Raw genomic sequence first — 14,394 nt, 5'->3', positions numbered from 1 at the left:
CCCGTGCCCGCCGCAGGCGCGGCAGAGACGTTGGCGGGCAGGGCGAGGGACGTTCGTCCCTCCGTCACGAGCCCGGCGCGAGATGCGCGAGCGCGATTCCGGCTGTGTCGGCCGGAGTTCCGGTGGTGTCGAGCGGGAATGCCGAGGGCCACGGCGCGGCGTCTTCCGCCATCTCGCGGGCGACGTCAGGTCCGGCGTCGGACAGCGATCCGGTCCGGGTGGCGAGTCTGCGCTCGCGCAGGTCGTCCGGCGCGGTGCAGCGCAGCGCGCACAGTTTGCTGCCGGTTTGTCTCGCGACCGCGGCGATCGCCTCTCTTTCGGTAGCGGAGGTCCACGACGCGTCGAGGACGACGGTCTCGCCGAGCCCGAGCAGTGCGGCCGAGCGCCGGGCGAGTTCGGAGTAGGTCAGCGCGGTCCACGGGGGCGTGTAGATCCCCTGCCGGTAGTCGGCGGGCACGTGGCGTTCCGGGTCGATTCCGGCGATTTCCTTGCGGATCCGGTCGCTCTGCAGCAAGGTCGCGCCGAGCGCGTCGGCGACGCGGGCGGCCACAGTGGACTTTCCCGAACCGGGCAGACCGCCGACCAGCACCGCCCGGACCTCGCCCGCCCGGAGATGGCGAAGCGTCGTTTCCGCATACGCGCTGGCCAGCTCCGCTGCCGCCGGATCCCCTTGCGCGTGGCGGAGACAGGCGACTTTGACCCGCACGAACGCGCGATACGCGAGGTAGTGGTGGCGCAGCGCCGGGGGAGCGTTGTCCCCGGAGAATTCGGCATACGCGTCGAGCAGTTCGGCGGCGAGCGCGGGCGCACCTAGCCGTTCGAGGTCCATCGCGAGGAACGCGACGTCGTCGAGCCCGTCGACGTGGCGGAGCCGGTCGTCGAATTCCAGGCAGTCGAGCACGCGCGGGCCGTCGTCGAGGCAGAAGATGTCGTCCGCGATCAGGTCGCCGTGGCCGTCGACGACCCGGCGCTCGGCGATGCGGCGGGCGAAGAGGGGCTCGCGCCCGGCGAGGAACAGGTCCGTGCGGCTCTCGATCTCCTTGGCCGCCGTCGTGTCCAGCACGACTCCGTGGAACGGCCGGACCTGGTCGAAGCTCGCGTGCCAGCGGGCGCGGACCGCGTCGCGCGTCCCGTCGGCGTCGACAGCCAAGCCGCGGTGCGCGCCCCCGTGGAAGACCGCGAGCAACCGGGCGAGCGAGCGGATGACCGGTCCGAGCGGTTCGCCGCGCCGCACCAGTTCGGACAGCCTCCGGTCGTCCGGCATCCGCCGCATCGCGACGAGGTGGTCGCAGACAGCGCCGTCCGGGCCGGTCACGGCGGCGACCCCGAGGTAGACGTCGGGCGCGAGCCTGCGGTTGAGCTCCGCCTCGCGGCGGCAGACGCGCTCGCGCACGCCCCGATCGGTGAAGTCGAGGAAGCCCAGGTCGACGGGTTTCTTGAGTTTCCACGCCCGGTCCCCGGCGAAGAAGACCGCGCCGCTGTGCGTCTCCCGCACCCCGGCCCACGGTTCGGTTTCGGTCATGCCGCCCACCCTCGCGGGCGCGCGGGCGGACGGGAAAGGGCGCTTGGTCCCCATGCCGGGGACTTAAGCCGGGCGGCCTCCCGCAGGTCCGTGCGGGGAACTCGGTGGGACTCAGGGGCAATGCCAGGAACTCAAGCTGCGTCGCTCCGCTGCCCGCCGCACAGGACGCCGACCTGGCCGAAATGCCCGGTTGCCTGAGCCGCACCCAATGCGGCATCGGGTTTTTCAGGAGCGTGCTGTGCGGCGGATGCGGAGCACCGGCCTGCGGAGACGCGCTGGGCGAGGCGAAGGCAGGTGAGGGGAAACCTCACGTACTTCACCCGGGCAGCCACGCCGCACACCGCACCCGCAGCCTCGCCTGAAGTGCCCGGCATCGGACTCAGATTCCCGCACAGACGATGCGGCCGCGCAGCCGGTGACGTTGGTCCCTTGACCCGGTGGCTTGCGACCGGAGCGCGGAGCGGCCTGTCCGGGGTTGGCTCAGGGTGTTCGCTACGACAGGAGTGACCGCCATGGAGAAGACAGCGGCCGCGGCCGGCTGCCGGTCCGGCGAGTGGACGCTCGCCGAAGCGGAGGTGCTGGGCCGCTCAGTCCTGCGCGCCCCCTCGGTGCACAACACGCAGCCCTGGCGGGTCGAGCTGACCGACGGCGCGGTCCTGCTGCGGGAGCGCACCGACGTCGCACTCCCTCGCCACGACCCCCTTCGCCGCGATCTGGCGATGTCCTGCGGGACCGCGCTGGCCAACCTCGAATTGGCGGTGCGGGTCCTCGGCCGCCGAGCCGAGGTGGCCATGCTGCCGGACCCGGAGCAGACCGACGTCGTCGCGCGGGTCGAGGCAGGGGAGCCCTCGCCGCCGACCGACCAGGAGTTGCAGCGGTACGGGGCGATCATGGTGCGGCGGAGCCATCGCGGGGCGTTCACCGGACTGCCGGTCAGCGCGACGCAGACCGCGCGTGTCGTCGCCGCGGCGGTGACGACCGGGGCGGAGGCGACGCGGCTGAACGGAATGGAACGGCTGGCGAAGCTCTTCGAGCACGCGGCCAGGGCGCTTCAGGACGACGGCGCCTACCAACGCGAACTCGCGCTCTGGACGATCCGGGACGAGGCCGCGCACCGGCACGGCGCGGGAATGCGATTCTCCGCGCTGCCTCCGGGCGAACTGCCGTGGGCCGGGCTGGTGCGCCGGGCGACGGTCGTGCCGGACCCGGTCTTGCTGCGGGAACGGCTCGAGGCCGAAACTCTCCTGCTCTTCACCACCGCGGACGACGCGCGCCTGGACCACATCCGTGCCGGGTACGCCCTGGAGCGCTGCTGGCTCGAAGGAGTGACCCTCGGTCTTGCCGGCGCGGTGCTGACGCAGCCGTTGCGAGTGCCCGAGGTGCGTTCGGCGCTGTGCGAGGACTACCAGCTCGCCGGATTCCCGCAGGCGCTGCTGCGGCTGGGGCGGTCGACCCGGGTGGCTCCCGCGAGTCTGCGTCGCGGGGTGGCGGAAGTCCTCGGCGAGAAGTGGAGGGAGCGGCGATGAACACGGACCCGGTTCTGGTCGGCGTCGACGGGAGCGAGTCCGCCGCGGCGGCGGCCCGGTGGGCGGCGCGCGAGGCGGTCCTGCGGCATGTGCCGCTGACGGTGCTCGCGGCGTTCGGATTCGCGGACGGCAGCTTCGTAGGCGAACGGTATCCGCCGGTGGAGTGGCTGGAAGTGAAGGAAGCTGAGGCGGAGGAGTTGCTGCAGGCCGTCCGGGACGACCTCGCGGAGGTCGAGCCGCGGGTCCGGATCGCTGTCGAGACGAGCCCGGCGGGCCCCGAGGTCGCGCTGCGGGAAGCCTCGGCGAAGGCACGGATGCTGGTGCTGGGCGAGCCGACCGGCACGCTGTCCGGGCTCCTCGCCGGCTCGCCGGACATCGATCTGGTCGCGCACGCGCACTGTCCGGTCGTGGTCGTGCGCGGCACGATCCGTCCCCGGGAGCCGGTCGTCGTCGGAGTCGACGGAAGCCCGCTCAGCGAAGCGGCGATCGGCTGCGCGTTCGAGGAAGCTGCGGTGCACGGCGTGCCGCTGGTCGCGGTGCACGCGTGGCTCGACGCGGACCGCTCCCGGCTGTTCGGCGACCGCGATTTCCCCTTCGAGGCAAGGGAAGCCGAGCACCGGTTGCTGGCGCAACGGATTTCCGGGTACAGCGCGCTGTACCCGGACGTGCGGGTGGAGCGGATCGTCGAACAGGACCGGCCGCGCGACCGGTTGATCGAATGGAGTTCCCGGGCCTCGCTGGTGGTGCTGGGCAGCCGCGGGCGGGGCGGGTTCACCGGCATGGTCCTCGGCTCGACGAGCCACGCGCTGCTGCACCACGCCGAATGCCCGGTGCTGGTCGTCCGGGCCGGGACCACCGCCGCGGGAGACCGATGAACGCGGTCCTCAAGTCCATCGTCCACCAGGCACGGGTCGCGCTGCTTCCGGCCGAGGCCCGGGCGGTCCTGCGCGATCGCCTCACCTATTTGAGCCCGGAGAAACTGACCCGGCTGACCGGCGCCGTCCACGAGGTCGCGAAACGCGGCATTCCGGGCGACCTCCTGGAGTTCGGGGTCGCGCTCGGCGGTTCGTCGGTGCTGCTCGCACGCCACGCCACAAACGAGCGGCAGTTCCACGGGTTCGACGTGTTCGCCCGGATCCCGGAGCCCACCTCGGCCAAGGACGACGCCAAGTCCAAGGAGCGCTACCAGGTGATCGCCGCCGGCGAGTCGCCCGGCATCGGCGGCGATCCCTATTACGGCTACCGCACGGACCTCTACGAGCAGGTGTGCGCGACGTTCGCACGCTACGGCCGTCCAGTGGACGAGAAGCGGATCTTCCTGCACCGCGGGCTGTTCGAGGAAACCTGGCCCGGCTACACCCGCGCCTCCGTCGCTTTCGCGCACCTCGACTGCGACTGGTACGACCCGGTTCGCTTCTGCCTCAACGCGGTCCTGCCGCGGCTCTCGCCGGGCGCGACGCTGATCCTCGACGACTATCACGATTACGGCGGCTGCCGGACCGCGGTGGACGAGTTCCTCCAGGAGAACAGCGGAGCCTTCGCCGTGGACGACGGCGCCAACCTCAGGCTGCGCTTCACCGCCGGTAGCTGACGCGCGTGCCCGCTGAGGACATTGGTCCTTCCCGCTGAGGACTCCGGACTGGCGTGCCGGGGTGGTCTCCCTGCCTATTTTCGAGGCAGCACAGGGAATGCGCGGACCTCACGGAGGAGCGATGAACACGATCACGACACCGGTTTCCGCGGTGATGACCGCCCGCCCGGTCTGCGTGCGGGCCGAGACGCCGGTGAAGGAAATCGCCGCGATGCTGGCCAGGGAAGGGATCAGCGCGGTCGCGGTCGTCGACCACGCCGGGACCCTCGTCGGCGTGGTGTCCGAAAAGGACCTGCTGCCGATGCTGCGGGGCGGCCGGTCCCGGTGGTGGAACCGGCGGGAAGCCCGGAAAGCCGAAGGACGGAGCGCGCGCGAGGTGATGACGAGTCCGGTCGTCACGATCGCCGCCGACGACACCGTGTCCGCGGCGGCCGCGAAGCTGGAGAAAACCGGTCTGCGGCGGCTGTTCGTCGTCGCGGACGGCCGTCCGGTGGGAGTCGTCGCCCGGCGCGACGTGCTGCGCGTGCTGACCCGTCCGGATCCGGAAATCGAACACGACGTGGTGACCGGCGTGCTGTACGAGACGCTGCACCTCGGCCCGGACCGCGCCCGCGCCGTGGTGCACGCCGGAGTGGTCACCGTCGCCGGCCGCGTGGAGCGGCGCAGCGAGATCGCCCCGGTCACCCGGCTGATCGAAGCCGTCCCCGGCGTGGTCGCGGTCCGCAACGGACTCGACTACGTGTGGAACGACGTCGCCTGACGCGAGTGGCCGCGAAACGCGGGACCTCCCGCCTGCCCAGGGCGGTCTACGAGGCGGAGCTGGCTCGTCTCCAGATCGAACTGGTGAAGCTTCAGGAATGGGTGCGCCACGAAGGAGCCCGGCTGGTCGTGGTGTTCGAGGGACGCGACGCCGCGGGCAAGGGCAGCGCGATCAAACGCTTCACCGAACACCTCAACCCGCGCGTGGTGCGGATCGCCGCGCTGCCCCGGCCCACCGACCGCGAGTCCACGCAGTGGTACTTCCAGCGGTACGTGGCGCAGCTGCCCGCGGCCGGGGAGATCGTGCTGTTCGACCGCAGCTGGTACAACCGCGCGGGCGTGGAGCGGGTGCTCGGCTTCTGCACTCCCGAGCAGTACCAGCGATTCCTGCGGCAGTGCCCGATCTTCGAACGGCTGCTCGTCGAGGACGGTCTGTTGCTGCGCAAGTACTGGTTCTCGGTGAGCCGCGACGAGCAGGAACGGCGGTTCCGCGCGCGGATCGAGGACCCGCTCCGCCGCTGGAAACTGTCCACAGTGGACCTGGAGTCGGTGCCGAGATGGGACGACTACTCGCGCGCCAAGGACGACATGTTCGTGCACACCGACACCCCGGAGTCGCCGTGGTACGTAGTGGACGGCGACGAGAAACGGCGCGGCAGGCTGAACATGCTCGCGCACCTGCTCGCCAGCGTGCCGTACCGGGAAATCCCGCCCCCTGCGGTGAAGCTGCCGCCCCGCTCGCACGCCTCGGGCTACGCGCGGACCGACCGGCGCTTGCTGCGCGAGGTGCCGGACCACGCGGCGACTCTGGGCAAACAGCATTCCGCTTTCGTCCCCGGGGGAAGGGACTTCGGGCTCTGACCCGTGCGGCGGGCGGCGCGTGACAGTGGAATCGGGCCGCCGGAACCGGCGGCGGGACGGGAGGCAAGCGGTGACCGCGAACAAACCCGGCGACGTGGTGCTCGTCGGGATCGACGAATCGGAGACGTCGCTGACTCCGGTCCGCTGGGCGGCCGCGGAAGCGAAGCGGCGGGATTGCCGGCTGGAGCTGTTCCACGCCGGGATCGGCGAAACCGTCGACGTTCCCGCGAAAGTCGCGGAGCGGAAAGCGCGCGAGGTGTTCGGGCGCGCGCACCGGTGGCTGAGCCGGGCCGCGGAAGTGGCCGAGGACGCGGCGCCGGGAGTGCGGACCCAGCTGGTCGCCCGCGTCGGGTTCGCGGCCGATCTGCTCATCGAACTCTCCCGGTCGGTGTCGCTGGTCGTGCTGGGTTCGCACGGGCTCGGCGGGCTGCGCGGCGCGGCGATCGGCTCGGTCGCCTTGCGGGTCGCGGCGAGCGCGTCGTGCCCGGTGGTGGTGGTGCGCGGACGCGCGGCGCCCGGCGGTGCGGTCGTGGTCGGCGTCGACGGCGCCGACGGTGCCGAGCACGTCCTGGAATTCGCTTTCGACGCCGCGGCGAGCAGGCAGGCCCCGCTGGTCGCGGTGCGCGCCTGGCACGCGGCGCTGGTCGACGAGCCGGGACGAGCCGACGCGGAGGAACGCGCCCTGCGTGAACGGATCGGCGCGTGGGCGGAGAAATACCCCGCGGTCGAGACCCGTGCGCTGGCCGTGCGGGACCGCTCGGCCGCGCGGGCGCTGATGACGGTCGAGGGGGCGCAACTGGTCGTGATCGGCAGCCGCGGCCGCGGGCCGGTGGCGGGAGGGCTGCTCGGGTCCACCGGGAACCGGCTGCTCGCGCACTCGGCGTGCCCGGTCGCGGTGGTGCACTGAGCCGCCGGTCCAACGAGGACGAGGAGAAAGCCGTGCGAGCACGGGACATCATGACCCGGCCGGTGGTCCGGGTCGGGCCGGGAACTCCGGTCCGCGAAGCGATCGCGCTGCTGACCGAACACTGTGTCGCGGCGCTGCCGGTGGTCGACGAGGGCAACCGGGTGGTCGGCATCTTCACCGAGGCGGACGCGCTGGCCGGCGTGCTGACCGGCGAGCCGGTCGACCCGGGCCTGCGGGTCGACGCGGTGATGACGAAACCGGTCGAGACCGTCGACCTCGACGCCGACGGGAGCGACATCGCGGCGCGGATGCTCATCGACCGGCTGCGCAGCGTGCCGGTGGTCGACGAGGGCGGGCTGGCCGGGATCGTCAGCCGCCGCGACCTGCTGGCACCGCTGGTCCGCCGCGACGACGCGATCGCGTCCCGGCTGCGCGCGCTGCTGCGCGACTACGGCGGGCACCGGGCCCGGTGGGACGTGTCCGTCGTCGGCGGAAGGGTGACCGTCCGCGGCGCGTTCGCCGACGAAGCGGAACGCCGTCTGGTCACCGCTCTCGCGCGGACCGTCGAAGGCGTGCTCGCAGTGGAGCTTTGCCCGCCGCGGTGAGCGCGGAGGGCACGGGACCGAGGAGGAGAAATGCACGCACAGCCCGGCGACTGGCTGGTGGTGAAGGGCGTCCGGCTGGATCTGCCGGAGCAGCGCGGCCGGATCGTCGCGACCGGAAAACCGGACGGCAGCCCGCCGTTCACGGTGCGCTGGCTCGCCGACGACCGGGTCACGACGGTGTTCCCCGGATCGGACGCGATCGTGCTCACCGAGGCCGAGGTGTCCGAACAGGACCGCAACGAACGCAAACGGTTCGAGCGGCTGCGCGCGCTGCGGCGGGCCAGGAGAGGAGCCCGCGATGTCCGGGCCTGAAGAAAGCGTGGTGCTGGCCGGGATCGACGGTTCCGCGTCGGCGCGCAACGCGGCTGTGTGGGCGGCCGAGGAAGCGGACCGCCGTAGCGCGGTGCTGCGGCTGGTGCAGGCCTACCTGATTCCCTCGCCCGGCATCACCGGTCCGTTCGTGGCCGGGGTGCGCTCGGGGTTTCAGGGGCAGGCGGAGGAGTGGCTCGACGAGGCCGAAGCGGCGGTGCGCGAGCGGTGGCCCGCGGCGCGGATCGAGCGCGTCGTCGCGGAGGGAAACCCGGTCGCGGTGCTGCTGGGGGAGAGCCGCGGAGCCGAGCTGGCCGTGCTGGGATCGCGCGGGCTCGGCGGGTTCACCGGTCTGCTGGTCGGGTCGACCGCGGTCGCGCTGGCCGCGCACGCCCCCTGCCCGGTCGTGGTCGTGCGCGGGCGGATGCCGGACGACGTCCCGCCCGCGACCGGACCGGTCGTGGTGGGGCTCGACGGCGCGGCCGACAGCGACGAGGCGCTCGAGTTCGCCTGTGCCGCGGCGGCCGCGCGGAAAACGTCGCTCACGGTCGTGCGCACCTGGAACGAACTGAGCCCGGACGGCACGTTGCGGAGCATGGAGATCGTCCCGGACGAGGTCGCCGCGGGCGAACGCTGCCGGATCGAAGGCCAGCTCGCGCTGTGGCGGGAGAAATATCCGGAACTGCGGATCGACGTCGAGATCGTGCGCGGGCGGCCGGTGCGGACATTGCTGGAGTACGGCGAGAGCGCGCGGCTGGTCGTGGTGGGCAGCCGGGGCCGGGGCGGGTTCGCCGGGATGCTGCTCGGCTCCACCAGCCAGGCCCTGCTCGCGCATTCGACCTGCCCGGTGGCGGTCGTGCGGCCGAGGAGCCAGCCGTGACCACGTCGCGCGGCCGGACCGCGCAGCGGGTGCTCGCGACCTACGAGACGGTCTTCGCGGCCGCGGCGCTGGCCGGCGGGATCTGCCTGATGGTCGGCGCGCCCGGGTTCCGGCTGCCGCTCTCCGTGCTCGTGCCGCTCGGACTGTCCAGCTGGGCGTTGCCCGGGCTGGCGCTCGTGCTCGCGATCGGCGGCACGCTCAGCTGGGCCGCGCTCGCGGCGTGGCGCGGCGACCCGGAAGCGCATTGGTTCGGCTACGCCGCGAGCGTGGTGCTTTGCGGCTGGCTCGCGATCCAGTTCGTCGTGCTCGGCTTCCGCGAGCCAGTGCAGTGGGTGACGCTCGCCCTGGCCGTGCTGCTGGTCCTGCTGAGCCGGCTCGCGCAGCGGGCGGTGCCGTCATGACCCGCGCGGCGCGGCCGGTGACGTACTACGACACGACCGGCCTGCGATTGCGCCGCCACGGCATGGCGATCAGCCGCGCGGGCAGCGAATGGCAGCTCGATCTCGGCGACGGCCGGGGACGCCGCGTCGAGGCTCCCGGCGTGGAGCAGGTGCCACACGAACTGGCGCGGCTGGTCCGCGCGTACAGCCGGGATCTGGACCTGGTGCCGATGCCGAGGCAGGCCGGAGCCGGAAGCCGGATCGGCGCCGAGACCGGCACCGCTCGGCAGGTCGCGCTCGGCTACCTGGAACGCCAGGTCGAAGCGCTCGCCCGCGCCGATCTCGCGGTGCGCCTGGAGGAACCCGAGGGCGTGCACGACCTGCGGGTCGCCGCTCGGCGGATCCGGGCCACGCTGCGGACTTTCGCGCCGGTGCTCGGCGGACGGCTCGCCGGGAGGTTCCGCTCCGCGTTGCGGTGGCTCGGCGCGAGCGTGGGGCCCGCGCGAGACATCGAGGTGCAACGCGCCCGGTTCTTCGCCGCGCTGGAAAAGCTCCCGCCAGAGGTGGTTTCGGACGAGATGCGAATCGGGGCTGAGCAGGTTTTCGACGCGCAGGCGGACGAAGCGGCCGCCGAGTGCGCGGTCGTCCTCGACTCGCCGCGGTACCTGCAACTGCTGAACGCGCTCGACGTGCTCCTGGTCGTGCTGCGCGAGCAAAGCGCTGGCGCACAAGGAAAGCGGGCGCGGCGACCGGCGGCGAAAGTGCTTCCGGGCTTGGTCTGGCCGGTGGTCGAGGAAACCGATGCCCGGGTCGGTGCGATGCCAGGCGGTGCGGCAGCGGTGCACGCGGTGCGCAAGAGCGTGAAGCGCCTCCGGTACGCCGTCGAGGCGGCTGGTTCGGCCCTGCCGGTCGATCGGGACCAGGTGCTGAAGAGCTTGCGAGGCTTGCAGGAACTGCTCGGCGAGTACCAGGACTCCGTGGTCGCGCAGGGCAGGCTGCGGGAGCTCGTCGAGTCCGGCGAAGCGACGCGGGCCCACGCTCTGGTGCTGGAAGCCGAGATCCGCTGCGCCCGCCAGTGCGCCGACGCGATGCCCGCGGCGTGGCGGGAGGCGTACCGGCAGCTGGCGCCGCTGCGGCGCTGAGGACGTTGGTCCTTCCCGCCGGTGACTCCGGACCGGCGTGCCGATGCGGTCTTGTTGCCTATTTTCGAAGCAGCACAAGGAAAGGACGGACCTGATGCGCGCACGCGATCTGATGTCCGCACCGGTCGAGACGGTGCATCCGTGGACCGCCGCCAAGGAGGCTGCGGAAATCCTGTCCGAACACGGTTTCACGGCGCTGCCGGTGGTGGACGACGACGACCGGCTGATCGGCATCGTCACCGAGGCCGACCTGATCCGCGGCCGGATCCCGGCGGACACGCGGTCGGAGTACCGGCATCCCTACCACCCGGGCGCGATCGAGACGACCGTCGGGGCGGTGATGACGTCTCCGGCGACCGCGATGTCGTCCGGCACCGACGTCGCCGACCTGTGCCAGGCGCTGGTGGACGCCCAGATCCGGGCGATGCCGATCGTCGACGGCAGCCGCCTGGTCGGCATCGTCACGCGCGGTGACGTCGTGCGCGTGCTCGCGAGGGAAGACCACGCGATCGCCTCGGACGTCCGGCACCGGCTGGAGATCTACGGCGGGACGGGCCGCTGGAAGGTCGAGGTGCACGACGGGATCGTGCGGATCGTCGACCTCTACGACGACGAAACCGATCGCCACGTCGCGACGCTGCTGGCACTGGCGGTGCCCGGCGTGGTCGGAGCGGACACCGTGTCCGCGGAACAGGAGGTGGGGAGATGACTGACCGGAACCGCACGGTGCTCGTCGGAGTCGACGGCTCGGAAGGGTCTTCCGACGCGGTCCGCTGGGCCGCGCGGCTCGCTTCGGGCCGCGATCTCGAACTGGAGCTCGTGCATTGCCTGCAACTGGCCGGGCTCGTGTACGGCGGCGGGCTCGCCGGCAGTGCGGTGCTGTTCGAAGGCATCCAGCAGGACGGCGAGCGCATCGCGGCCGAGGCGCGCGAGCTGGCGCTTTCGGAGGACGCGTCGCTCAAGGTCCGCAGCGAGGTGTTCACCGATTCGGCGCCGGCACTGCTGATCGACCGTTCCAAGAAGGCCCGGATGGTCGTCCTCGGCCGCACCGGGACCGGCGGTTTCACCGGCATGCTGGTCGGAGCGACGACCGCGGCCGTGGTGAGCCACGCCGGCTGCCCGGTGGCCGTGGTCCGCGGACGGCACGGCGACGGCCCGGTGCCGCAGGACGGACCCGTGGTGGTCGGCGTCGACGGCAGCCCGAACAGCGAGGCGGCGATCGCGGTCGCGTTCGAGGAGGCCAGCTTCCGGAAGGCGCCGCTGGTCGCGGTGCACGCCTGGGTCGACGTGGTCTACGACTCGACCGAGAGCGCGGCGCGGCTGATGCCGCAATGGGAAACCCTCCAGCCGACCGAGGAACGGTTGCTGGCGCAGCGGCTCGCTGGCTGGCAGGAGAAGTACCCCGACGTGGAGGTTCAGCGGAAGCTGGTGCGCGACCGGCCGCGGCACGTGCTGCTCGACGAGTCGGACCGGGCGCAGTTGCTGGTCGTCGGCAGCCGCGGGCGGGGCGGGTTCGCCGGAATGCTGCTCGGGTCGACCAGCCAGGCGCTGGTCCACCACTCCTCGTGCCCGGTGCTCGTGGTGCGCCCGGAGCGGAAGCGGTGACCGCGACCGAAATCCCCGTCGCGACCCTCACCGAGGAGGAACTGGCGCAGGTCGACGCCCAGTGGCGAGCCGCGAACTACCTCGCCGCGGGCCAGATCTACCTGATGGGCAACCCGCTGCTGCGCGACCCGCTGACCGCCGCGCACGTGAAACCCCGGCTGCTCGGGCACTGGGGCACCTCGCCCGGCTTGAACTTCGTCTACGCCCACCTCAACCGCGCGATCCTGGCGCACGATCTCGACGCGCTGTTCGTGACCGGCCCGGGGCACGGCGGCCCGGCGCTGCTGGCGAGCACCTGGCTGGAGGGCAGCTATTCGGAGCTGTGGCCGGAGGTCTCGCGCGACGAGGAGGGGATGGACCGGCTGTTCCGGCAGTTCTCCTTCCCCGGCGGCGTGCCGAGCCACGTGTCCCCGCACGTGCCAGGGTCGATCCACGAAGGCGGCGAGCTGGGCTACTCGCTCGCGCACGCGTTCGGCGCCGCGTTCGACAACCCCGGCCTGCTCGTCGCGTGCGTCGTCGGCGACGGCGAGGCGGAGACCGGTCCGCTGGCGACGAGCTGGCAGGCCAGCCGGTTCCTCGACCCGCGCCGCGACGGTGCGGTGCTGCCGATCCTGCACCTCAACGGCTACAAGATCGCGAATCCGACGGTGCTGTCCCGGATCCCGCCGTCCGAACTGGACTCGCTGCTGCGCGGCGCGGGCTGGGACCCGGTGTACGTGGAGGGTGACGAGCCCGCGGCGATGCACCAGGCGATGGCCGCCGCGCTGGACGCGGTGGTCGCCGATCTGGCCGTGCTTCGCCGCGACGGAGCGGGCGCGTGGCCGATGATCGTGCTCCGGTCGCCGAAAGGCTGGACCGGACCGGCCACAGTGGACGGTCAGCAGGTCGAGGGGACCTGGCGGGCGCACCAGGTTCCGCTGACCCGCGTGCGCGAGGATCCGGCACACCTGCGGCAGCTGGGGGACTGGCTGCGGTCCTACCGGCCGGAAGAGCTGTTCGACGCCGCGGGCCGTCCGACCGAGGCGGTGACCGCACTGATCCCGCACGGTTCGCGACGGATGGGCGCGAACCCGCACGCGAACGGCGGAGTGCTGCTTCGTCCGCTCTCGCTTCCGCCGGTCGCGGACCACGCCGTGCAGGTCTCCGCGCCGGGGGAGCGCGCTTCGGAACCGACCCGGGCACTGGGCCGCTTCCTGCGGGAAGTGTTCCGCCGCAACGCCGAACGCGCGAACTTCCGGCTGTTCGGTCCGGACGAGACCGCGTCGAACCGGCTCGACGCGGTGTACGACGTGACCGCGAAAACCTGGGAGCTGCCGACCGGCCCGCCGGACGACCGCCTCGCGCCGGACGGACGCGTCATGGAAGTGCTGTCGGAGCACCTGTGCCAGGGCTGGCTGGAGGGCTATCTGCTCAGCGGCAGGCACGGGCTGTTCTCCTGCTACGAGGCGTTCGCGCACATCGTGGACTCGATGGTGAACCAGCACATCAAATGGCTGCGCGTGCACCGCGAAATCCCGTGGCGGCGGCCGGTGGCGTCGCTGAACTACCTGCTGACCTCGCACGTCTGGCGGCAGGACCACAACGGTTTTTCCCACCAGGACCCGGGTTTCGTGGACCACGTGGCGAACAAGGCTCCCGAGGTCGTGCGGGTCTACTTCCCGCCGGACACCAACACCCTGCTGGAAGTGGCCGCGCACTGCCTGCGCAGCCGGGACCTGGTCAACGTGGTGGTCGCGGGCAAGAACGAGACGCCGGACTGGCTCGACGCCGAAGAAGCCGCGCTGCATTGTGCGCGGGGCCTCGGCATCTGGGAATGGGCCAGCACGCACGCGGACCGGGAACCGGACGTCGTGCTCGCGTGCGCGGGCGACGCTCCCACCCTGGAAGTCCTGGCGGCGGCCGCGATCCTGCGCGAGGAACTGCCTTCGCTGGCGGTGCGGGTGGTGAACGTCGTGGACCTGATGCGGCTGCAGCCGGAATCGGAGCACCCGCACGGTCTGAGCGACTGGGAGTTCGACGCGCTGTTCACCCCGGACCGGCCGGTGATCTTCGCCTATCACGGGTACCCGTGGCTGATTCACCGCCTGGCCTACCGCCGCACGAACCACGCCGGGCTCCATGTCCGCGGCTACACGGAACATGGAACGACGACGACGCCGTTCGACATGCTGGTGCGCAACCGGATGGACCGGTTCCAGCTGGTGATCGACGTGCTGGACCGGGTGCCCGGGCTCCTCGCCACGACCGGGCCGCTGCGGCAGCGGATGACGCGCACGCAGGAACGGCACCGGCACTGGATCGCCGAGG

At 72.2% G+C, this 14,394-nt stretch carries 15 protein-coding genes; 14 read left to right on the top strand and 1 reads right to left on the bottom strand.

Going from position 1 to position 14,394, the window contains the following annotated elements:
* Positions 1-64 precede the first annotated feature (64 nt).
* Positions 65-1,522, bottom strand: a complete 1,458-nt coding sequence (locus tag H4281_RS40680; RefSeq protein WP_182896177.1) for a bifunctional aminoglycoside phosphotransferase/ATP-binding protein — start codon at positions 1,520-1,522, stop codon at positions 65-67.
* 512 nt (positions 1,523-2,034) lie between these two features.
* Between H4281_RS40680 and H4281_RS40675 the strand changes: the two genes are divergently transcribed.
* From H4281_RS40675 to H4281_RS40610, 14 genes are all read left to right on the top strand, one after another.
* Positions 2,035-3,048 carry an Acg family FMN-binding oxidoreductase gene (locus H4281_RS40675; protein ID WP_182896176.1) on the top strand — a complete coding sequence of 338 codons (1,014 nt, stop codon included), beginning with the start codon at positions 2,035-2,037 and terminating at the stop codon, positions 3,046-3,048.
* Positions 3,045-3,923, top strand: a complete 879-nt coding sequence (locus tag H4281_RS40670; protein ID WP_182896175.1) for a universal stress protein — start codon at positions 3,045-3,047, stop codon at positions 3,921-3,923. Before H4281_RS40675 ends, H4281_RS40670 begins: the two co-directional genes overlap by 4 nt.
* Positions 3,920-4,639 (top strand): TylF/MycF/NovP-related O-methyltransferase, encoded by a 720-nt coding sequence (locus H4281_RS40665; protein WP_182896174.1) that lies wholly within the window; start codon positions 3,920-3,922, stop codon positions 4,637-4,639. Before H4281_RS40670 ends, H4281_RS40665 begins: the two co-directional genes overlap by 4 nt.
* A gap of 121 nt (positions 4,640-4,760) precedes the next feature.
* The gene (locus H4281_RS40660) at positions 4,761-5,399 is read left to right on the top strand and encodes a CBS domain-containing protein (RefSeq protein WP_182896173.1); all 639 of its coding nucleotides are present in this window, start codon (positions 4,761-4,763) and stop codon (positions 5,397-5,399) included.
* 5 nt (positions 5,400-5,404) lie between these two features.
* The gene (gene ppk2 / locus H4281_RS40655) at positions 5,405-6,259 is read left to right on the top strand and encodes a polyphosphate kinase 2 (protein WP_182896172.1); all 855 of its coding nucleotides are present in this window, start codon (positions 5,405-5,407) and stop codon (positions 6,257-6,259) included.
* A gap of 70 nt (positions 6,260-6,329) precedes the next feature.
* Entirely contained in the window at positions 6,330-7,166 is an 837-nt protein-coding gene (locus H4281_RS40650) for a universal stress protein (RefSeq protein ID WP_182896171.1), read from the top strand.
* Positions 7,167-7,198: 32 nt separating this feature from the next.
* Positions 7,199-7,771, top strand: a complete 573-nt coding sequence (locus H4281_RS40645; protein WP_182896170.1) for a CBS domain-containing protein — start codon at positions 7,199-7,201, stop codon at positions 7,769-7,771.
* 30 nt (positions 7,772-7,801) lie between these two features.
* A complete protein-coding gene (locus H4281_RS40640; RefSeq protein WP_182896169.1) occupies positions 7,802-8,083 on the top strand; it encodes a DUF1918 domain-containing protein in 282 nt (93 codons plus the stop codon).
* On the top strand, positions 8,070-8,960 hold the full coding sequence (locus H4281_RS40635) for a universal stress protein (protein WP_182896168.1): 891 nt from the start codon (positions 8,070-8,072) through the stop codon (positions 8,958-8,960). The genes H4281_RS40640 and H4281_RS40635 overlap by 14 nt, the downstream gene beginning before the upstream one ends.
* Positions 8,957-9,361, top strand: coding sequence for a hypothetical protein (locus tag H4281_RS40630; RefSeq protein WP_182896167.1), 405 nt, complete (start codon positions 8,957-8,959; stop codon positions 9,359-9,361). The genes H4281_RS40635 and H4281_RS40630 overlap by 4 nt, the downstream gene beginning before the upstream one ends.
* Positions 9,358-10,482 carry a CHAD domain-containing protein gene (locus H4281_RS40625; protein ID WP_182896166.1) on the top strand — a complete coding sequence of 375 codons (1,125 nt, stop codon included), beginning with the start codon at positions 9,358-9,360 and terminating at the stop codon, positions 10,480-10,482. Before H4281_RS40630 ends, H4281_RS40625 begins: the two co-directional genes overlap by 4 nt.
* A gap of 94 nt (positions 10,483-10,576) precedes the next feature.
* A complete protein-coding gene (locus tag H4281_RS40620; RefSeq protein ID WP_182896165.1) occupies positions 10,577-11,191 on the top strand; it encodes a CBS domain-containing protein in 615 nt (204 codons plus the stop codon).
* Positions 11,188-12,087, top strand: a complete 900-nt coding sequence (locus H4281_RS40615; protein WP_182896164.1) for a universal stress protein — start codon at positions 11,188-11,190, stop codon at positions 12,085-12,087. Before H4281_RS40620 ends, H4281_RS40615 begins: the two co-directional genes overlap by 4 nt.
* Positions 12,084-14,394: phosphoketolase family protein (locus tag H4281_RS40610; RefSeq protein WP_182896163.1), on the top strand; the 2,311-nt coding region annotated here is incomplete at its 3' end. The genes H4281_RS40615 and H4281_RS40610, both read left to right, overlap by 4 nt.

The sequence above is a fragment of the Amycolatopsis dendrobii genome (assembly GCF_014145675.1).
In the GTDB taxonomy this organism is placed as follows: Bacteria; Actinomycetota; Actinomycetes; order Mycobacteriales; family Pseudonocardiaceae; genus Amycolatopsis; species Amycolatopsis dendrobii.
This window is presented reverse-complemented; position numbering and strand designations above follow the sequence as displayed.